Origin of the sequence: Paraburkholderia strydomiana (assembly GCF_031456815.1) — a bacterium.
GTDB classification, from domain to species: domain Bacteria; phylum Pseudomonadota; class Gammaproteobacteria; order Burkholderiales; family Burkholderiaceae; genus Paraburkholderia; species Paraburkholderia caledonica.
Map to the genome: position 1 here is coordinate 66,426 of NZ_JAVDVL010000009.1, position 18,935 is coordinate 85,360.

The window sequence follows — 18,935 nt, forward strand, 5'->3', positions numbered from 1 at the left end:
CGTGCGCGAAAGCGCTGTGGCGTCGGTGCTATGGAAAACCCCTATTGTCCGTCTAAACCGATTGAAACGGCAAATTCATTTGCCGAATTGATTGATGAGTCCGGTGCATTTTCGCTCGAGCGACGATTGCGGTTGTGAACCACCGGTCGTTGAGTGCGCACACCTCGGAGATGCGTGCTCCAGTGAGTCTGCGCCGCCCACTTATTCATCGCGATTCGGCGACAGTTTGCATCGTTGCTTTTTCGCCTTTCGCGAAGGTGTTCCCTCGATCTACTGCTGCTGTTAAGGCGGTTTTAGCAAGGGTTGTGTCGTAGAAAAACGTCGCAGTAACAACGTGTTACAAGAGCAGGCGAGGCCTAACACTTTTTGGCTCGACACCCTCTGCCGGTGACCATAAATTACCGATCAAAGGCCGTCGGGATGCTCTGCGCTGCGACCTGTCCGCAGCGCCCGCGCCAGTCCCTCAACAAGTCCATCGCAGCTCGAACGGTGGGCTTCAGGCAAGTCTTCGGGCAAGTGAGTCACTGGTGGACGGGTTGTCGAGAACGAAGCACCTGGCGTGGGGCGCGGTAATCGTCGCGCTGTGCTCGTTCGCCTATGCAAAAGGGCCGGGCATGCCGCACGGTGGCGCGAGCTTCGGTGCTGACAGGTATGGTCACGGCAATTACGTGAACCGCGACGTTGGCCGCAACGTCGAGCGTAGCCTCGACGCCTCCGGCGCTCCGGGCGCGGGCATGCATCGCGTCGCCGGACCGGGCGCCTATCCAGGCGACGGCCGCGGCGGCATACCGTACATCGGTGTCATTCAACCGGTTAGCGCAGAGTCGCGCCCCGGACAGCGGCCGCAGCCCAACGCGCCGGTTCGCTCGGGATCGATCCGGGCCGACGTCGCGCGCTATAACGAAGAACGCGGTGCACTGCGCGCCGTACAGCGCCAGGGCGACGACAGCCGCCCGCCCGAGAGTTCTCCCTACCGGAACTAGGCTCGGAACGCGGCCCGCCTAGGCTCTACGTTGAATTAATCTCCCCAGCAGATCCCCGGCGCCGGTTCCCACCGCATCCGCTCCTTGGCAACACCCGTTGCCCCAAGCTCTCTTAATTCACGCGCCTTTCAATTGGCTTAGTGCGCGCATTCCGCTTTAACTCACCTCAAAACCACGCGCGCAATGTGACGTTTCGACGCCACACTTTTTTGAAAACACTCGGCAGCAGACCGTCTCCCGTCGTCAAATTTGGGCGGTTATGCGGCGGCGCGTCATCAGCATGTCATTTGAAGCGTTATCGGGCGCCTTGCGCATAGCGCGCGCAGCTTCGGGCGGCCCGACGTGTCTGTGGCGGTGCCGCGAGCATGTGAGCGTGAAGGTCTGTAGCAGGCCGATAAGCGACAAAACTAATCAGACCGATATACCCGCAATAACCAGCGATATTTTTGTTCATAAAAATGGTCCGCAAAGATGGTCCCCGCCCAGATTGGCTCGACGATCGAACGGACAACAACAATGGTTCGCGCGAGCTTGCCCTTTCGCACAGCCACACCCCTTTTGACAAAGACTGGAGAATCCATGAAAACAGGCATCAGCCGTGCGCTGAAGACCACCCTTAAGGCAACCGCGTGTGCCGCTTTGCTGGCCAGTGCATCGTCTGCTTTTGCGCAGTCGAGCGTGCAACTCTACGGTCAGGTGGACGAATGGGTCGGCGCGCAGAAATTTCCCGGCGGCAAGACGTCTGTGCAGGTGTCCGGCGGCGGGATGTCGACGTCCTACTGGGGCTTGAAAGGGGCTGAGGATCTGGGCAACGGCTACAAGGCGATCTTTACGCTGGAAGGCTTCTTCCGCGCGCAGAACGGCCAGTACGGCCGCTTCACCGGCGACACGATGTTTTCGCGTAACGCGTACGTCGGTATCGAATCGCCGTACGGCACGGTTACCGCTGGTCGGCTGACCACCGAACTGTTCGTGTCGACGATCCTGTTCAACCCGTTCATCGACTCCTACGTCTTCTCGCCGATGGTCTACCACGTGTATCTCGGGCTCGGCACGTTCCCGACTTACTCGACCGATCAAGGCGTGACCGGCGACTCGGGCTGGAATAACGCGGTCCAATATCAGTCGCCGAACTTCAACGGCCTTTCGGCGAGCGCAATGTACGCGCTGGGTAACACGACGCAGAACGGCGCGAAGAAGTGGAGCGGCCAGGTTCTGTATTTCCACGGCCCGTTTGCCGCGACCGCGGTCTATCAGTACGTGAACTTCAACAACACGCCGGGAGACCTGGGCAGCTTCGATTCCTCGGGCGTGCCGGGCCTGAAGGCGCAGAGCGTCGCGCAAGTCGGCGTCTCGTATGACCTCAAGTACGTGAAGCTGTTCGGCCAGTACATGTACACGCACAACGACCAGACGCTGACGAGCTGGCACGTGAACACCGCGCAGGGCGGCGTCACGGTGCCGGCGGGTCCGGGCTCGGTGATGGCTTCGTACGCTTATTCGCGCGACGGCGGCGGCTTCGACCAGACGCGCCAGACCGCGGCGATCGGCTACGACTACCCGCTGTCCAAGCGCACCGACGTGTACGCGGCTTACCTGTACGACCACATCAGCAGCCAGTCGAGCGGCAATACGTACGGCGTCGGCTTGCGCGCGAAGTTCTAGGCGTCGCCGCGTAGCTGAACTGGCCGGCGGGCGGCGACTGCCGCGCGCCGACCCCATGCTCACAACCTCCAAAGCCCGCGTTCCTCACGGAACACGGGCTTTGGTCTTTCCGACTTCTGATGCGACTCAGGCCAGTCGTTTCGCCATCGGCTCTTTGATAAACCGGGCAAAATAACGCCGATTAATTCCTATAGCGAGCGATTCGGATGGACACCCTCGTCAGCATGAAAGTGTTCCGGCAAGTGGTCGAGGTGGGCAGCTTCGTGGGCGCGGCTGAACGGATGGAGATGTCCGCGGCAATGGCGAGCAAGCATGTGATGCATCTCGAACAGCAACTCGGCGCGCGCCTGCTGAACCGCACCACGCGCCGCGTCGCGCCGACCGAGGCGGGCCGCGAATACTACGAGCGCCTGAGTCAGGTGCTCACCGAACTCGAGGAAGCGGAGCAGGTTGTCGGGGCGGCGAGCGTCGTGCCGCAAGGGCGCTTGCGGGTGTCGTCGCTGTCGGCATTCGGGCTGAGTCACGTGATGGCCGCCGTCGCCGACTACGCCGCGCAGTATCCGCAAGTCACCGTCGACATCACGTTGTCGGACCGCGTGGTCGAGCTGATCGACGAAGGCTTCGACGTTGCGATCCGCGCTTCGCCGAGCGGCCTCAAGTCGTCGTCGCTGATCGCGCGGCAGATCGCGATGGCGCATCTGCTGCTGTGCGCGTCCCCGGAGTATCTGCGCCGGCGCGGCACGCCGAAGACGGTCGCCGATCTCGCGCGCCACAACATTCTGCAATACACGGGCGTGTCGGCGCTCGACGTCCTGCAAGCCACCGACGAAGCCGCGCGCGTGCGCCTGTCCGGCAATCTGATCGTCAATCATCTCGAGGCGCAGCGCGTGATGGTGCTGCACGGTGCGGGCATCGCGCTGCTCGGCACCGAAGTGATCGGCGCCGATCTGGCAGAAGGGCGTCTCGTGCCTGTGCTCGTCGATGAAGTGCCGCCTCGCGAGTTGCCGATTCATGTCGTGTACGCGAGCCGGCGCCATTTGTCCGCGAAGGTGCGCTCGTTCGTGGACTTCCTCGCGGAGCGGTTTGCGAACGAGTCGCTGTGGCCGTCGCTCGAACAGATCGAGGCGCTGGCCGTGAGATAGCGCTTTGGCAAAGCTTGTTGGCAAGCGCCCCACGCCGCAAACCGCCGGAGCCGCGCCCATCCGTTTCGTTATACTGGTTGCCAGCACCCACACACGCAAACAGCGTAACGATCTGGGGGAGACATGACTGATTTGTCCACGCCGCAGCGCGCCGCCAGCCACGAGCTGCCCGCCGGTCGGCGCTTGCGCTTCGTCACCGCCGCAGCCCTGTTCGACGGCCACGATGCGTCGATCAACATCATGCGTCGCATCCTGCAAGCGAGCGGCGTCGAAGTCATCCATCTAGGCCATAACCGCTCCGTCGATGAAGTCGCGACCGCCGCGCTCCAGGAAGACGCGGACGGCGTCGCGGTGTCGAGCTACCAGGGCGGCCATAACGAATACTTCCGCTACCTGGTCGATCTGCTGCGAGCGCGCGGCGGTGAGCGCATCAAGGTGTTCGGCGGCGGCGGCGGGGTGATCGTATCCGACGAAATCGTCGCGCTGGAAAACTACGGGGTCGAAAAGATCTATTCGCCGCACGACGGCCAGCGGCTTGGCCTGCAAGGAATGATCGACGACATGATCGCGCGCTGCTCGGCAGCGGCCCGCGAGGACGCCACAGCGCGGACCGGCGCAGTCGGCGAATGGCTCGCCAGCGTGACTGGTCAACCTCTGTTGCACCTGCGTTCGAGCGCGCAGGCAAGGGGCGAAGCAAGCAGCGCCGGTTCGCTCGACGCGAGTTCGCTCGTGTTCCGCCGGCTCGCTCAACTGATCAGTGCATTCGAGACGGGCGGCGTCGCGTCGTCGAAGCGCGCGGAGCTCTCCGCTCTTACTCAGGCAGTGCAAGTTCCCGTGCTCGGCATTACCGGCACGGGCGGCGCGGGCAAATCGTCGCTTACCGACGAACTCATCCGCCGCTTCCGGCTCGATTACGGCGACACGCTGACCATCGCCGTGCTCGCCATCGACCCGTCGCGCCGCAAGTCCGGCGGCGCGCTGCTCGGCGATCGCATCCGCATGAACGCAATCGGCGACTGGGGCGGCGGAGCACGCGTCTATATGCGCTCCATGGCGACGCGCGAGGCGTCGAGCGAAATCTCCGACGCGCTGCCCGACGCGCTGATGCTCTGCAAGGCGGCTGGCTTCGACCTGATCATCGTGGAAACGTCAGGGATCGGTCAGGGCGACGCGGCCATCGTGCCGTTCGTCGACGAATCGCTGTATGTCATGACGCCCGAATTCGGCGCGGCCAGCCAGTTGGAGAAGATCGACATGCTCGACTTCGCCGACGCCGTCGCGATCAACAAGTTCGACCGCAAAGGCGCGCCAGATGCGTTGCGCGATGTCGCGAAACAGGTGCAGCGCAACCGCGCCGACTTTGCGAAATCGCCCGAGGCAATGCCGGTGTTCGGCACGATCGCTTCGCACTTCAACGACGACGGCGTGACCGCGCTTTACCAGTACATCGCCGAAGCGCTGCGCAAACACGGCCTGCGCTCAGGAGGCGGCCGTTTGTCGGTTGCCGCCGACGTGCGCTTTTCGAGCGGCCGTCATGCGATCGTGCCGCCTGCGCGCGTACGCTATCTCGCGGAAATCGCACAGACCATCCACGCTTATCGCGAGCGGGTCGATCAGCAAGCCGGCGTTGCTCGCGAGCGCTGGCAACTCGTCGAAGCGCGCCGGATGCTCGGGGAAGCCAGCGCAGACCAGCACGATGCGCAAGCCTCGCAAGCCTCGCTCGACGCGCTCATCGAGCAACGCACCACAGCGCTCGGCGAGCACGAGCGCAAACTGCTCGACGCGTGGCCGCAAACTGTCGCCGCCTACTCGGGCGATGATCATGTGGTACGCATTCGTGACCGCGAGATACGCACCGCGCTCACGGCCACGACCTTATCAGGCACACAACTGCGCAAAGTCGCGCTGCCGAAATTCGTCGACCACGGCGAGATTTTGCGCTGGCTGATGCTCGACAATCTGCCGGGTTACTTTCCGTTCACTGCAGGCGTCTTCCCTTTCCGCCGCGAGAACGAAGACCCGACGCGAATGTTCGCCGGAGAAGGCGATCCCTCGCGCACCAACCGGCGGTTCAAGCTGCTGTCCGAAGGCATGCCGGCCAAGCGTCTTTCGACCGCGTTCGACTCGGTCACGCTCTACGGCGAAGAGCCGGGCGAGCGCCCCGACATCTACGGCAAGGTGGGCAACTCGGGCGTATCGGTCGCGACGCTCGACGACATGCATGCGCTCTACGACGGCTTCGATCTGTGCGCGCCGCAGACGTCGGTGTCGATGACGATCAACGGCCCGGCGCCGACCATACTCGCCATGTTCTTCAACGTCGCGATCGATCAGCAGATCGCACGCCAGGCACAGCAACTGGGCCGTGCACTGAGCGAGGACGAACTCGCCGAGACGCGCCGCATGGCGTTGGAGAACGTACGCGGCACGGTACAGGCCGACATTCTGAAAGAGGACCAAGGCCAGAACACCTGCATTTTTTCGACCGAGTTTAGCCTCAAGGTGATGGGCGATATTCAGGCGTATTTTGTCGAACACCGCGTGCGCAACTTCTATTCGGTGTCGATCTCCGGCTATCACATTGCCGAAGCCGGCGCGAATCCGATCTCGCAACTCGCCTACACGCTCGCTAACGGCTTCACGTATGTCGAGGCATATCTGGCGCGCGGCATGTCGATTGACGACTTCGCGCCGAATCTGTCGTTCTTCTTTTCCAACGGCATGGACCCGGAATATACGGTGCTCGGCCGCGTTGCCCGGCGCGTGTGGGCGATCGCGATGCGCGAGCGATACGGCGCGAACGAACGCAGCCAGAAGCTCAAGTATCACGTGCAGACCTCGGGCCGTAGCTTGCATGCGCAAGAGATCGACTTCAACGATATCCGCACCACGCTGCAAGCGCTGATCGCCATTTACGACAACTGCAACTCGCTGCACACGAATGCATTCGACGAAGCGATCACCACACCCACCGAGGAGTCGGTTCGACGCGCGGTGGCGATCCAGTTGATCATCAACCGCGAATGGGGGCTGGCGAAGAACCAGAATCCGAATCAGGGCAGCTTCGTGATCGACGAACTGACCGACCTCGTCGAAGAAGCGGTGCTCGCCGAATTTGACCGGCTGACCGAGCGCGGCGGCGTGCTCGGCGCAATGGAGACCGGTTATCAGCGCGGGCGCATTCAGGACGAGTCGATGCTGTACGAGCATCGCAAGCATGACGGCTCGTATCCGATTGTCGGCGTGAACACGTTTGTGAGCGCGAAGCCGCACGAAGCGCCGGCGCCAATTGCGCTCGCCCGCTCCACAGAAGAAGAGAAACAAAGCCAGTTAAAACGTCTGCGCGATTTCCAGGCGCGGCATCGCGATGCCGCGCCGGCCGCGCTCGAGCGGCTGCAACGCGCGGTGATCGACGACGAAAACGTCTTTGCGGTGCTGATGGATGTGGTGCGCGTCTGCTCGCTTGGGCAAATCACGCACGCGCTGTTCGAAGTGGGCGGGCAGTATCGTCGGAATATGTAGCGGAAGCGGCGGACTGCAGGCGGGCTGCCGCGACCGTCGGCGGGCGCCTGCAGCCACCCCCGCAACCGCCCGCAACCCTTGGGCGGAGTCAGCGCCGGATACCGAGTCGCGCCTTTGCGTCGTCGTATTCCTTCGACAGACGCTCGACCAGTTCGCCCACGCTCGGCACGTCGTCCATCAGGCCGACGCCCTGGCCCGCGCCCCAGATGTCTTTCCACGCCTTCGCCTTGTCGTTCGCGAAGTTCATCTTGGTTTTGTCCGATTCGGGCAGCGCGTCCGGATCGAGCCCGGCGTTGACGATGCTCTCGCGAATGTAATTGCCGTGCACACCGGTGAACAGGTTCGTGTAGATGATGTCCGACGCGGTGGAGTTGACGATAGCCTGCTTGTAGCTGTCCACCGCATGCGCCTCTTTCGTCGCGATGAAACGCGTTCCCATGTACGCAAGGTCGGCGCCCATGGCTTGAGCGGCGAGAATCGAGCCGCCGTTCGCAATCGATCCCGACAGCACGATCGGGCCGTCGAAAATGCGCCGCACTTCGCCGACCAGCGCGAACGGCGAAGTAGTTCCCGCATGCCCGCCCGCGCCCGACGCAACCAGAATCAGACCGTCCACGCCCGCTTCCAGCGCCTTCTGCGCGTGCCGCAGATTGATCACGTCATGCAGCACGATTCCGCCGTAGCTGTGCACTGCATCGACAATCTCGCGCGCCGGCGCGCGCAAGCTCGTAATGAAGATGGGCACCTTGTGCTCGACGCAGACCCGCACGTCGTGTTCGAGCCGCGTATTCGACTGATGGACGATCTGGTTGACGGCAATCGGTCCGATCACCGAGTCGGGATTTGCCGCCTTATGTTCGGCGAGTTGCGCCTGCAATTGCGTGAGCCATTCGTCGAGTAGTTCGGCAGGGCGCGCATTCAACGCGGGGAACGAACCGACGATGCCGGCCTTGCACTGCGCCAGCACGAGCTCCGGATAGCTGACGATGAACATCGGCGAGGCGACGACAGGCAACGCCAGATTTTGTAGAACGGCGGGCAATGCCATAGTGCGGGTCTCCTGATTGACTACCGGTGCGCAAAGCGCCCGGCTGTTGATGAGTGTAGCGGCATGCGGCTTGCACCGTGGCGAAGCTGACAGCCCGCGCACAGGCCACTTGAACGTTTAAGAACGATCGTTCGATTATAGGGCAAGCGTGTGCTTTTCGTTCGCCGGTTCGTTTAGAACGGTTCGAATGAGTGTTCGGGTTCTATGCTTTGCGTGGGGTGTCCCACCCGGTCCGGACACATTGAGCTTTTACAATGCACTGACTTCAAACGACGAGAGACGCCGGCCATGGCCTTCGAGAATTTCACGCCCTTTCGCGTCGCCGCGGGCGATGCAGATATCTTCGGAGTAAAGGGCGGAGCGGGGCCGCCGCTTCTACTGCTGCACGGTCATCCGCAATCGCATCTGATCTGGGCGCGCTGCGCGGATCAGCTGGCTCAGCACTTTACGGTCATTGCCACCGATCTTCGCGGCTATGGCGCCTCGGCAAAACCGCAGAGCGACGCCACGCATGCGCCGTATTCGAAACGCACCATGGCCGCCGATCAGGTCGCAGTGATGCAGCACTTCGGGTTCGAGCGCTTTCTCGTCTGCGCGCATGACCGCGGCGCGCGCGTCGCGCATCGCATGGCGCTCGATCATCCGGACGCCGTCGACCGTCTGATGCTGCTCGACATCGCACCGACACTGGCCATGTATGAAGCGACAGACCGCACCTTCGCCACGCATTATTTCCACTGGTTCTTCCTGATTCAACCGGAGCCGCTGCCCGAAACGCTGATCGGCGCAAACCCGGCTGCTTACGTCGATGCGGTCATGGGAAGCCGTCACGCAGGTCTCGCGCCGTTCGACCCGGCCTCGCTCGACGCCTACCGCTCGGCGCTCGCGCAACCCGGTGCGGTGCATGCAATGTGCGAGGACTACCGCGCGTCGGCGAGTATCGACCTTGAGCACGACCGCGCGGATATCGAGCGCGGACAGAAGATCGCCTGTCCGTTGCGCGTGTTGTGGGGCGACAAGGGCGTGATTGAAAAGTGTTTCGACGCGCTGGACGAATGGCGTCACGTGGCGCGCGACGTGAGCGGCCGTTCGCTGTCTTGCGGCCACTACATACCCGAAGAGGCGCCTGACGAACTGGTCGCCGAAATGCTGTCCTTCTTCGAAGCGCTCGAAAAGTAGCGTTGCTCGCTTAAACGAGCGGCGGCAGGCGCCGCGCGATGGGCGTCGATTTGACGATCGCGCTGCTGGTCTCCGCCCGCTCGGCGACCTTCGACAGAATCTCGTCGAGGTGCTCGATCGAATGCAGATAGAGGCGGCAGATGAAGCAATCGTCGCCCGTCACTTTGTCGCATTCCACAAACTCCGGAATTCGCCGGATCACTTCTTCCACCAGATGCAACTGGCCGGGTAAAGGCTTCACGCGCACGATGGCTTGCAGCGTGAAGCCCAACGCGCGCGGATCGAGCTGGACGGTGAAGCGTTCGATCACGCCTTGCGCTTCCAGCCGTCGGATGCGCTCGGCCGTACTCGGCGCCGATAGTCCGACGAGGCGAGCAAGTTCGCTGACTGGTCGGCGTGCGTCTTCGGCGAGCGCGGCGAGGAGCGCGCGGTCGGTTTCGTCGAGCGCTGCAGGCGCGGGCTGTGCAAGGCGTTTTGACATGACGGCCTTCGATTGTTAGGTTTGATCGCGATATGGCTTAAGTTTAGCCATGTATTCGTGACAGCGGATTATCTACACTGCTCGTCAGGCAGAATTGAATCGAGGATCGGATCATGGCTTCAAACGAAATCCGGCGCGGCGCGGCGGAGATGAGCATCGCAATGCTGATGTCGGGCACGATCGGCTGGCTGGTGGTGTCGTCGCAGCAGAGTCCGTTCAACGTCGTGTTTTTCCGCTGCATTTTCGGCGGCGCAACGCTCGCGCTGGTGTGCGCCGTGCTCGGTTTCTTCAGGCGCAAGCTGTTCTCGTGGAAGATGCTCGGGCTCGCGCTGCTCGGCGGCGCGGCGATTGTTGCGAACTGGGTGCTGCTGTTCGCCGCTTACTCGCGCGCGTCGATCTCGATGGCGACGGCCGTCTACAACACGCAGCCGTTCATGCTGGTGGCGCTCGGCGCGCTGGTGTTTCGCGAGCGCATCAGCGCGTCCACGGTCGTGTGGCTGCTGATCGCATTTATCGGGCTCGTGTTTGTCGTCAAGGTCGAACCGGCCGTACTGGCGGTGCCGGGGCAATATCTGGTGGGTATCGCCTATGCGGTGGGCGCGGCGGCAATGTATGCGGTTTCCTCGATTATCACGAAGCGCCTGAAGGGCACGCCGCCGCATCTGATCGCGCTGATCCAGGTCTTGCTCGGCGTGGTCATGCTGGCGCCGTTCGTGCGTTTCGACGCGCTACCCGCCACTGGCGCGCAATGGGTCGAACTGATCGTGCTGGGCGTCGTGAACACCGGCCTCATGTATGTGTTGCTGTACGGTGCCATCCAGAAGCTGCCAACCTCCATGACCGGTGCGCTGTCATTCATTTATCCGGTGGTGGCGATCATCGCCGATCGCGTTGCGTTTGGTCAGGCATTAGCATGGATTCAGGTTCTGGGCGCGGTGCTGATCCTCGTTGCGGCTGCGGGCGTCAATCTTGGCTGGCGCATCGTGCCGCAAAGGCGCGTGCCGTCCGTCTGAGCGCCGCGCGTCCGGCCAACGCGGCAAGCCGCAATGCTATGGATTGCAAACCATATGCGCCGACGTTTGGTCATATCAGCGGACCAATCTCGCCAGGCTCGGCGCGGCTGCCGTTGCTTTCAGACCGCATGCGGGTCAACGGCCGGCGTCAAGCGTCTGTAGGGAAATCACTGATGCGGTCAAAAATCGCGCGCGCGTATCATTCGACCAGACGCTGATCACGTCCGACAGAATTTCCGCCGCTCGCCTTTATAGGTCGAGCGGCTTTCTTTTTGTGGCGGCGGTTTTTGACGCGCCAAAGCTGGCGCGCTTGCCAACGCGCATGCTCCGGCTACCAGTGGCCGGACTTCGATCACTTCAAGCAACGTAGGCACTTACGCCCGTTGCGCCGCGCGCGCGACGATCTGCTCGCCATCCACCATCAGCGGTCCGTTTCCGGCAGCCAGTTCATCGACAAGCGTTTTGACGAGTGCGGGCCATTCACCACGCGGCTTCAGCATTGAGGCGGCCGCACGCATGACCGCTGCGTCGTCGAGCATTTGCAGCAGCGTCGCAAAGCTCATCGCGCGGACGTCGAGCAGCTTGAAGACGATCAGCACCTTGAGCGCATTCTTCGCATTGCGTGCCGGGTCGGCGCGCAACCACGCCACGCGGGAGAAAGCCCGGTCCAGCGCCTGTCCCACGTTCGTGAACGGTGCCCCATGGCCGGGAATCACAAGGCGCACGTCGAGCGCTGCAATGGCTTCGAGCACCGCCTGCTCCTCCGCGAAGCCGCTTTCGCCTTCGAGTTCCGGAAAGATGACGCCGAAGCCGTTTTCCCACAGCGCGTCGGCGCTGATCAGGACGCGTTCGTCAGCGCAGTACAGCATCAGCGAATGAGGATCGTGGCCGGGCGCGCCGAGCACCTGCCAGTCGAGTGCGCCCAGGCGCAGCGTTGCGCCCGGTGCGATGGTGCCTGTGAAGCCGAAGCGCTCGCAGGTCTGCGCGGTCGCACGGAAGCTCAGACGCGTCTCGTCCCATTCGCTCACGGCGCCGGTTTCGGAAGCGGGGATGAGCGTGCGGCACGGCCACGAAGACTGCAGCAGCGCATTGCCGCCGCAATGGTCGGAATGCAGATGTGTGTTGACGATCAGATCGAGCGGCCGCTCGCCGAGCGCCTGCTGGACGAGGGCCAATGTTTGCTGCGCATGCGTCGCGTAACCGGTGTCCACGATGGCAGCGCAGTCGTCGTCGACGAGCAGCACGTTGTTCGACGAAAGCCAGCCGCGCTCGAAGACGCGGATCGATGCAGGCAATGCGGGCAATCCGTTCATAGCGTGCCCGTGCCCGAGTCGGCTGCTACGCCTGCGCTCACGGATGCCTCGGCTTTCGGCATCACGAGAATGGTCGACGTGCCGACCACTGCAACCTCACCGCGCTGGTTCTTGACCGAGCCCTCGAGGTGCGTCAGATCTCCGTTCAGGCTCGGCTTCCAGTAAGCGTCGCGCACGCGCCAGGTCATGGTGAGCGTGTCGCCCGCGTGCGCGGCCTTCTTCAGCTTGATATCGAAGTCGAGTCCGAGCGGCTGCGCGTGGGTCGAAAAATGCGTCGCGAGCAGCGCCATGAAGTGCGCGGTGGGCTGCGTGCCCGACGCGATGAGACCGCCGAAGCGGCTTTGCGCCGCATAGGCTTCGTCGTGATGCAGCGGGTTCATGTCGTTGACGAGCGTTGCGAACGACTTCACCGAATCCACCGACAACGTGAGCGTCGAGCTGAACGTCTCGCCGATGGTGACAATGCGCGGCGGCGCGTTCATGGCTGCACCTTTGCCTGGCCTGCGATCAACCGGGCGCGCCGGGCCTCCAGTTCGTTCCATACGGCGCGCTTCTCGTGATCGTCGTAGATCGACCAGCCGGCGATTTCGTCGATGGTACGCAGGCAACCTTCGCACCATCCAGTCGACGCATTCATCCGGCACACGTTGATACATGGCGACGGCACGCCGCCAGCATCTGTTGCTTTGTTGATTACCGCTGTCATCGCGTCAGGCCGTTTCGCGCAACGCCACGTCGACCACCGGCGCGCCCGTCAATGCAACCAGTTCCTGGGCGCTAAGATTGAACACCGCATGCGGGTGTCCGGCGGCCGCCCACAGGCTGTCCAGCGCGAGCAGGTCTTCATCGATCAGCGTGACCGGCTCGACCGCATGACCGACCGGACACACGCCGCCAATCGCATAGCCGGTCTTTTCGCGGACGAACTTCGCGTCGGCGCGGCCGATGTCGCCGACCTGCGCCGCCACCTTCTTTTCATCCACGCGATTCGCGCCGCTTGCCACCACCAGCACCGGCGCATCGTCTTCGCGACGGCGAAACAGGATCGACTTTGCGATCTGCGCGACTGAACAGCCAAGGCCGGCGGCGGCTTCGGCTGAAGTCTTGCCGGTCTCCGGCAGCATGACGATCCGGCCACTGTGTCCGCGCTCGCGCAGCAGCAGTGCAACGCGGCGTGCGGAGTCCGGTAATGCGGTGAGATCGTCCGGGTCGAGAGAAGCGTGGTCCGTCATCGTGTCAGGTCCTGATAGTCTGGTGTCCGGCAATGTCTTGAGCGAGATCTTCGACGTAGGCTCAAACGCAGTTGGCCGCTTCACTGCGCGCCTTCGCGAGCAGCGCCTTGCCCGCGCGCGAAACGTTCGGCCGACCGATCGACGTGGAAATAAAATCGCCGATTGCCACGACTTGAGGAAGGTCGATGCCGGTCTCGATACCGAGGCCGTTCATCAGATACAGCACGTCTTCGGTCGCGACGTTGCCGGTTGCGCCCTTCGCATACGGACAGCCGCCGAGCCCCGCTACCGACGCGTGATAGATTTCGATGCCTTCCTGCAGCGCCGCGTAGATGTTGGCCAGCGCCTGGCCATACGTGTCGTGAAAGTGCCCGGACAGACGCTCGCGCGGAAACACTTGCGTCACCGCTTCGAAGACTTCGCGCGTGCGCTTCGGCGTGCCCACGCCGATCGTATCGGCGATGTCGATTTCGTCGCAGCCGAGCGCTGCAAAGCGCTGCACCACGTCGACCACCGACGCGACCGGCACCTCGCCTTGATACGGACAACCGAGCGCACACGACACGCTGCCGCGAATGCGGAGGCCGTGCTCCTTGGCTGCCTGCGCGACCGGCGCGAATCGTTCGATACTTTCCGCGATGCTGCAGTTGATGTTCTTCTGCGAGAACGCTTCGCTCGCGGCGCCGAAGATCACGATCTCGTCCGCGCGTGAGGCAAGCGCGCCTTCGAAGCCGCGCAGGTTAGGCGTGAGCACCGAATAGATGGTGCCGGGGCGGCGCTCGATGCCGGACATGACTTCCGCGCCGTCGGCCATCTGCGGCACCCATTTGGGCGACACGAACGACGCCGCTTCGACGTTGCGAAAACCCGCTGCGGAGAGCCGGTTGATCAGTTCGATCTTCGTGGCGGTCGGGACGAACTCCTTCTCGTTCTGGAGGCCGTCGCGCGGGCCCACTTCGACGATCTTCACTTGCTTCGGTACGGCCATGATTGTCTCCTCATACACAGTAGTCGATTGGAGTTGGCGGTTTGGCACCTGCTCCTGCTCATGCAATTCGACGATTTCAATATCCGCGTTCGATGTCCACCACGCCCCCGACCGCTTCCCCACGCTCCAGCGCCAGCATTTTTTCCGCGATCTGCGCGACGCTTTCTTCGCGCAACGTTAGCGCGGAGATGTGCGGCGTAATGGTGATGCGCGGCTCCTGCCAGAACGGGTGATCGGCGGGCAACGGTTCCTCGCGGAACACGTCGAGCGTGGCCGCGGCCAATTGACCGCTTGCCAGCGCGTCGAGCAGATCTGCTTCCACGAGATGCGCACCGCGTGCAACGTTGATCAGATACGCGCCACGTTCAAGCCGCGAAAACGTGCGCGCGCCGAGCACGTCGGCGGTATCCGGCGTATGCGGCAGCAGATTCACGAGCACCTTCACGCCGTCGAGAAACGCGTCGAATTGCGCCGCGCCAGCAAACGTCGTGATGCCTTCGACCTGCCGCGCGCTACGGCTATAACCGCGCACCGGCATGCCGAACGCGGCGACAGCTTGTGCGACATGTGCGCCGAGCACGCCGAGTCCGAGCACACCCACCGTGAACGTCTCGCGCGGATGCGGATCGAGTACTTGCCAGCGACCCTCGCGTTGCAGCGTCTGATATTCGTCGAAACGCCGCAGATAGCGCAGCACCGCGTGCGTTACGTATTCGGCCATTTGCGGCGCCATGCCGCTGTCCTCGAGACGGATCAACTGCGCGTTAGCGGGCAACGTGCCGGGCTGCTCGCGTTCGAGCGCGAGGATCGCGTCGACGCCCGCACCCAGATTGAAGATCGCCCGCAGATCGGTGCGGCCGGCCAGCATGTCGCGAGGCGGGCGCCATACGACGGCAAAATCGGCGGGCGCGGTGTCGCCGGGCTGCCATTCGCGCAGATCGGCCTCCGGCAGCGCACGGGCGAAGTCGTGCAGCCAGGCGGCGGCTTCGGCGTTCGGCATGTAAAAGAGGATTTTCATGCGGCCTCGCCTTTGAGTGCGCGATCGCGCCGCTTCGCGCGAGAGGCGCGGTAGCGTGGCTGCGAAGCTTCCGGCGGCTGCGGCGCGGCGCACGACGCTGGCAACATGAGGGCTCCTCCTTTTATGGATAGGCTTCATTCTACTTTTTCGCCGGCAATCCCGCGCGGTTGCGCACGACCGTGCGCGTTGCGGGCCAATGCGCCGCCCGTTGCTGCGATCCACTCCATAAACAAAGCACAAAAACTTGGTTCGTCCACGCGTCGCGCGGCGGGACAATGACCTCCCGGTTTCCCGTAGCGAGGGACAGACATGCTTTCATGCACCACAGCGCCGTGGCCGCCGCGGCTCGTGACCGTTCCCGGATTGCACGGCAGCGAGGGCGCACATTGGCAAACCTGGCTTGAGCGTCAGTTCGCGCGGTCGTTGCGCGTCGAGCAGGCCGACTGGGATGCACCGGACGTCGCAGGTTGGGCGAACTCGCTGCGCGAACTGCTCGCGCGTGAACGGGGGCCGTTCGTGCTCGCCGCGCATAGCTTCGGCTGCCTCGCGGCTGCGCACGCGTTGCAGCAGGCGTCGTATGCCAACGAGGTAGTGGGCGTGCTGTTCGTTGCGCCCGCAAGCCCGCAGAAATTCGCTTTCGCGGGACCGTTCGAGGCTAGGCGTGTCGGCGTTCCGTCCATTCTGATCGGCAGTGAAACCGATCCGTGGATGCCGCTCGCCGGCGCTCGCGAACTCGCGCAGCGCTTCGGCAGTGCGTTCGTCAATCTCGGCGACGCAGGGCACATCAACACCGCAGCCGGGTTCGGTCCGTGGCCGAGGGCGAAGTATTTCGTCGACACATTGGTGCATTGCGCGGCGCCGCTGCGCTTTCGCGACGAAGCGTTCGAGGTTGGGCAGCAGGCGCTGGTTTGACGCGCTGGTTCTGGCCCGTTTGTTCGGCAGACCTGTTCGGCTTCTCATCGTGCGCCGCTCGATGCCCGGCATGCGACGACCATCGCGCGCCCCGACTTCGGCCTCGGCGCGCACAGGCGATCCGCTAGAATCCCGCTTCACGCTGCGCAATTGCGCGGCCACAGGTTTTATCATCGATAGCGGGGACAACATGGCATACAGGACGGGGACAACGCGCTGGCTGGCGGCCGGTTTTACGGCAGCCGCGCTTGCGCTCGGTAGCGTGTCGGCAGCGCACGCGGAGACGTCGTTGATGAACGTGTCGTACGACGTGACGCGCGAGTTGTACAAGGACATCAATGCCGGCTTCATCGCCGCGTACAAACAGAAGAGCGGCGAGAGCGTATCGATTCGCCAGTCGCATGGCGCGTCGAGCGCGCAGGCGTTGTCGGTATTGCAAGGTTTGCAGGCGGACGTCGTGACGATGAACCAGCCGAACGACATCGACCTGCTCGCGGAAAAGGGCCAACTGGTCCCCGCCAACTGGCGTACGCGTCTGCCGGACGACAGCGCACCGTACACGACCACGATGGTGTTCCTCGTGCGCAAGGGCAATCCGAAGCACATCAAGGACTGGGATGATCTGGCGAAGCCCGGCGTGCAAGTGGTGATCGCGAATCCGAAAACTTCGGGCAACGGGCGTTATACGTATCTGGCCGCATGGGGATATCGCAAGCAGCATGGCGGCAGCGACGCACAGGCGCTCGACTTCGAAAAAGCGATCTTCAAGAACGTGCCGGTGCTCGACACGGGCGGCCGCGGCGCAACGACGACGTTCACGCAGCGCGGCATCGGCGATGTGCTGGTGACATTCGAAAACGAAGTCGCGCTGATGAATACCGGCGTGGGCGCGGGCAATTTCGAAGCGGTCTATCCGTCGGTGAGCCTGCTTGCGGCGCCGCCGGTGTCGATCGTCGACAAGGTGGTCGACAAGCGCGGCACGCGCAAGGAGGCGCAGGCTTACCTGGACTATCTGTGGTCGCCGGCCGCGCAGGAGATCATCGCGCAACATCATCTGCGTCCGCGTGACAAGAACGTGCTCGCGAAGCACGCCGCCGAATTCAAGCCGATCAAGACGTTCACCGTCGAAGAAATGTTCGGCAGCTGGCAGAAAGCGCAGCAAACGCATTTCTCGGACGGCGGAACGTTCGATCAGATCATCGTCGACAAGAGGTAACTATTCGGACTGAAGATAAAAAAGGCCGCTTCATATTGAAGCGGCCTTTTTCATTGCGCAGCATTTATAGCGCGCGGTCAGTGTACTTAGTTCGTCGCGGCCTGTGCCGGTTGCTCATGTTCGCAACCATGCTCGCAGCCGCTTTTGTCGAGCGGCATGTGCTGCGCGGCTTCGGCGCGAATGCCGAGGCGTTCGAGTAGCTTGCGGTCCGCTTCCGCTTGCGGATTGCTCGTGGTGAGCAGCTGATCGCCGTAGAAAATCGAATTCGCGCCTGCGAGGAAGCACATTGCCTGCAACGCTTCGTCCATCTGCTCGCGACCGGCCGAGAGGCGCACCATCGCGCGCGGCATGGTGATGCGCGCAATCGCAATCGTCCGAACGAATTCGAACGGATCGATCGATTCAGTGCCTGTCAGCGGCGTGCCTTCCACTTGCACCAGATTGTTGATGGGCACCGATTCCGGATACGGTTCCATGTTCGCCAGTTGTGCAATGAGGCCAGCACGTTCGCGGCGCGACTCGCCCAGTCCGACGATGCCGCCGCAGCACACGTTGATGCCGGCGTCGCGCACGCGTTCGAGCGTGTCGAGACGGTCCTGATAAGTGCGCGTCGAAATGATCTGGCCGTAGAACTCCGGCGACGTGTCCAGGTTGTGGTTGTAGTAGTCGAGGCCTGCTTCGCGCAGTTGCTGCGCCTGATGCGCTTCGAGCATGCCGAGCGTCACGCAGGTTTCCAGACCCATCGCCTTCACGCCGCGAATCATGTCCTTGATCGGCTCGAGGTGCCGGTCTTTCGGATTGCGCCACGCGGCGCCCATGCAGAAGCGCGTCGCACCGTTTTCCTTGGCGGCCTTCGCGGCGGCGAGCACTTCGTCGACCGGCATCAGCTTGTCCGCTTGCAGGCCCGTATCGTGATGCACGGACTGCGGGCAGTACGCGCAATCTTCTTCGCAGCCGCCGGTCTTGATGGAAAGCAGTGTCGACAGTTGCACCGTGTTCGCATCGAAATGCTCGCGATGCGTTTGCTGCGCGCGAAACATCAGGTCGTTGAACGGCAGTTCATACAACGCGACGATATCGGCAACGCGCCAGCGCGCGAGCTGCTTGCCCGCTGCATCGACATTGGCATTGGCGTTGGCGTTTGCATTGGCATTGGCATTGGCGTTATTCGCGGCCGTTTCAGCACGCGCGGGGGCGATGTTCAGTTGCGTCATGGGTTCAAT

Annotated in this window: 17 protein-coding genes; 8 read left to right on the forward strand and 9 right to left on the reverse strand. The window is 63.0% G+C overall.

What is annotated here, in order from left to right; genetic code table 11:
• The first annotated feature begins 527 nt into the window (after positions 1-527).
• The 4 genes from J2W46_RS22930 to icmF all read left to right on the forward strand — a co-directional run bounded on the left by J2W46_RS22930 (position 528) and on the right by icmF (position 7,312).
• Complete coding sequence (locus J2W46_RS22930; RefSeq protein WP_310356472.1) at positions 528-983, forward strand: hypothetical protein; 456 nt, start codon at positions 528-530, stop codon at positions 981-983.
• Between the two features lie 579 nt (positions 984-1,562).
• Complete coding sequence (locus J2W46_RS22935) at positions 1,563-2,648, forward strand: porin (RefSeq protein WP_020067150.1); 1,086 nt, start codon at positions 1,563-1,565, stop codon at positions 2,646-2,648.
• A gap of 206 nt (positions 2,649-2,854) precedes the next feature.
• Positions 2,855-3,790: a LysR family transcriptional regulator gene (locus tag J2W46_RS22940; RefSeq protein ID WP_310356475.1), complete on the forward strand. Its 936-nt coding sequence runs from the start codon at positions 2,855-2,857 to the stop codon at positions 3,788-3,790.
• A gap of 123 nt (positions 3,791-3,913) precedes the next feature.
• Entirely contained in the window at positions 3,914-7,312 is a 3,399-nt protein-coding gene (icmF, locus tag J2W46_RS22945) for a fused isobutyryl-CoA mutase/GTPase IcmF (RefSeq protein ID WP_310356478.1), read from the forward strand.
• 88 nt (positions 7,313-7,400) lie between these two features.
• On the opposite strand, the gene J2W46_RS22950 is transcribed toward icmF, so the two are convergent.
• Positions 7,401-8,360: an NAD(P)H-dependent flavin oxidoreductase gene (locus J2W46_RS22950; protein ID WP_020067147.1), complete on the reverse strand. Its 960-nt coding sequence runs from the start codon at positions 8,358-8,360 to the stop codon at positions 7,401-7,403.
• A gap of 288 nt (positions 8,361-8,648) precedes the next feature.
• Between J2W46_RS22950 and J2W46_RS22955 the strand changes: the two genes are divergently transcribed.
• A complete protein-coding gene (locus J2W46_RS22955; protein ID WP_310356482.1) occupies positions 8,649-9,539 on the forward strand; it encodes an alpha/beta fold hydrolase in 891 nt (296 codons plus the stop codon).
• 10 nt (positions 9,540-9,549) lie between these two features.
• On the opposite strand, the gene J2W46_RS22960 is transcribed toward J2W46_RS22955, so the two are convergent.
• Positions 9,550-10,020 (reverse strand): Lrp/AsnC family transcriptional regulator, encoded by a 471-nt coding sequence (locus J2W46_RS22960; protein ID WP_020067145.1) that lies wholly within the window; start codon positions 10,018-10,020, stop codon positions 9,550-9,552.
• A 113-nt stretch (positions 10,021-10,133) separates the two neighbouring features.
• Here J2W46_RS22960 and J2W46_RS22965 point away from each other — a divergent pair, with 113 nt between their 5' ends.
• Positions 10,134-11,033 carry a DMT family transporter gene (locus tag J2W46_RS22965; RefSeq protein ID WP_310356485.1) on the forward strand — a complete coding sequence of 300 codons (900 nt, stop codon included), beginning with the start codon at positions 10,134-10,136 and terminating at the stop codon, positions 11,031-11,033.
• 374 nt (positions 11,034-11,407) lie between these two features.
• Here the strand turns inward: J2W46_RS22965 and J2W46_RS22970 are convergent, their stop codons facing one another.
• The 6 genes from J2W46_RS22970 to J2W46_RS22995 form a co-directional block, all read right to left on the reverse strand.
• Positions 11,408-12,337 (reverse strand): MBL fold metallo-hydrolase, encoded by a 930-nt coding sequence (locus J2W46_RS22970; RefSeq protein WP_310356814.1) that lies wholly within the window; start codon positions 12,335-12,337, stop codon positions 11,408-11,410.
• 5 nt (positions 12,338-12,342) lie between these two features.
• Positions 12,343-12,828 (reverse strand): MaoC family dehydratase, encoded by a 486-nt coding sequence (locus J2W46_RS22975; RefSeq protein WP_087751683.1) that lies wholly within the window; start codon positions 12,826-12,828, stop codon positions 12,343-12,345.
• Complete coding sequence (locus tag J2W46_RS22980; RefSeq protein WP_020067141.1) at positions 12,825-13,052, reverse strand: DUF1289 domain-containing protein; 228 nt, start codon at positions 13,050-13,052, stop codon at positions 12,825-12,827. Before J2W46_RS22980 ends, J2W46_RS22975 begins: the two co-directional genes overlap by 4 nt.
• Before the next feature lie 4 nt (positions 13,053-13,056).
• Positions 13,057-13,578: a YbaK/EbsC family protein gene (locus J2W46_RS22985; protein WP_087751682.1), complete on the reverse strand. Its 522-nt coding sequence runs from the start codon at positions 13,576-13,578 to the stop codon at positions 13,057-13,059.
• 61 nt (positions 13,579-13,639) lie between these two features.
• Positions 13,640-14,566 carry a hydroxymethylglutaryl-CoA lyase gene (locus tag J2W46_RS22990; RefSeq protein WP_310356489.1) on the reverse strand — a complete coding sequence of 309 codons (927 nt, stop codon included), beginning with the start codon at positions 14,564-14,566 and terminating at the stop codon, positions 13,640-13,642.
• Between the two features lie 76 nt (positions 14,567-14,642).
• A complete protein-coding gene (locus tag J2W46_RS22995; protein ID WP_310356491.1) occupies positions 14,643-15,584 on the reverse strand; it encodes a 2-hydroxyacid dehydrogenase in 942 nt (313 codons plus the stop codon).
• A gap of 309 nt (positions 15,585-15,893) precedes the next feature.
• Here J2W46_RS22995 and J2W46_RS23000 point away from each other — a divergent pair, with 309 nt between their 5' ends.
• Both J2W46_RS23000 and J2W46_RS23005 read left to right on the forward strand, forming a co-directional pair.
• On the forward strand, positions 15,894-16,496 hold the full coding sequence (locus J2W46_RS23000; protein WP_088173236.1) for an RBBP9/YdeN family alpha/beta hydrolase: 603 nt from the start codon (positions 15,894-15,896) through the stop codon (positions 16,494-16,496).
• A 190-nt stretch (positions 16,497-16,686) separates the two neighbouring features.
• Complete coding sequence (locus tag J2W46_RS23005) at positions 16,687-17,712, forward strand: sulfate ABC transporter substrate-binding protein (RefSeq protein ID WP_310356493.1); 1,026 nt, start codon at positions 16,687-16,689, stop codon at positions 17,710-17,712.
• 86 nt (positions 17,713-17,798) lie between these two features.
• Here the strand turns inward: J2W46_RS23005 and bioB are convergent, their stop codons facing one another.
• Positions 17,799-18,926 carry a biotin synthase BioB gene (gene bioB / locus J2W46_RS23010; protein WP_310356495.1) on the reverse strand — a complete coding sequence of 376 codons (1,128 nt, stop codon included), beginning with the start codon at positions 18,924-18,926 and terminating at the stop codon, positions 17,799-17,801.
• Between the last annotated feature and the right edge of the window lie 9 nt (positions 18,927-18,935).

Excerpts from the sequence above, each read along its gene's own strand:
- J2W46_RS22935 (WP_020067150.1), top strand. The coding sequence starts at position 1,563 with ATGAAAACAGGCATCAGCCGTGCGCTGAAGACCACCCTTAAGGCAACC.
- J2W46_RS22940 (WP_310356475.1), top strand. The coding sequence starts at position 2,855 with ATGGACACCCTCGTCAGCATGAAAGTGTTCCGGCAAGTGGTCGAGGTG.
- icmF (WP_310356478.1), top strand. The coding sequence starts at position 3,914 with ATGACTGATTTGTCCACGCCGCAGCGCGCCGCCAGCCACGAGCTGCCC.
- J2W46_RS22950 (WP_020067147.1), bottom strand. The coding sequence starts at position 8,360 with ATGGCATTGCCCGCCGTTCTACAAAATCTGGCGTTGCCTGTCGTCGCC.
- J2W46_RS22955 (WP_310356482.1), top strand. The coding sequence starts at position 8,649 with ATGGCCTTCGAGAATTTCACGCCCTTTCGCGTCGCCGCGGGCGATGCA.
- J2W46_RS22960 (WP_020067145.1), bottom strand. The coding sequence starts at position 10,020 with ATGTCAAAACGCCTTGCACAGCCCGCGCCTGCAGCGCTCGACGAAACC.
- J2W46_RS22965 (WP_310356485.1), top strand. The coding sequence starts at position 10,134 with ATGGCTTCAAACGAAATCCGGCGCGGCGCGGCGGAGATGAGCATCGCA.
- J2W46_RS22975 (WP_087751683.1), bottom strand. The coding sequence starts at position 12,828 with ATGAACGCGCCGCCGCGCATTGTCACCATCGGCGAGACGTTCAGCTCG.
- J2W46_RS22980 (WP_020067141.1), bottom strand. The coding sequence starts at position 13,052 with ATGACAGCGGTAATCAACAAAGCAACAGATGCTGGCGGCGTGCCGTCG.
- J2W46_RS22985 (WP_087751682.1), bottom strand. The coding sequence starts at position 13,578 with ATGACGGACCACGCTTCTCTCGACCCGGACGATCTCACCGCATTACCG.
- J2W46_RS22990 (WP_310356489.1), bottom strand. The coding sequence starts at position 14,566 with ATGGCCGTACCGAAGCAAGTGAAGATCGTCGAAGTGGGCCCGCGCGAC.
- J2W46_RS22995 (WP_310356491.1), bottom strand. The coding sequence starts at position 15,584 with ATGAAAATCCTCTTTTACATGCCGAACGCCGAAGCCGCCGCCTGGCTG.
- J2W46_RS23000 (WP_088173236.1), top strand. The coding sequence starts at position 15,894 with ATGCTTTCATGCACCACAGCGCCGTGGCCGCCGCGGCTCGTGACCGTT.
- J2W46_RS23005 (WP_310356493.1), top strand. The coding sequence starts at position 16,687 with ATGGCATACAGGACGGGGACAACGCGCTGGCTGGCGGCCGGTTTTACG.
- bioB (WP_310356495.1), bottom strand. The coding sequence starts at position 18,926 with ATGACGCAACTGAACATCGCCCCCGCGCGTGCTGAAACGGCCGCGAAT.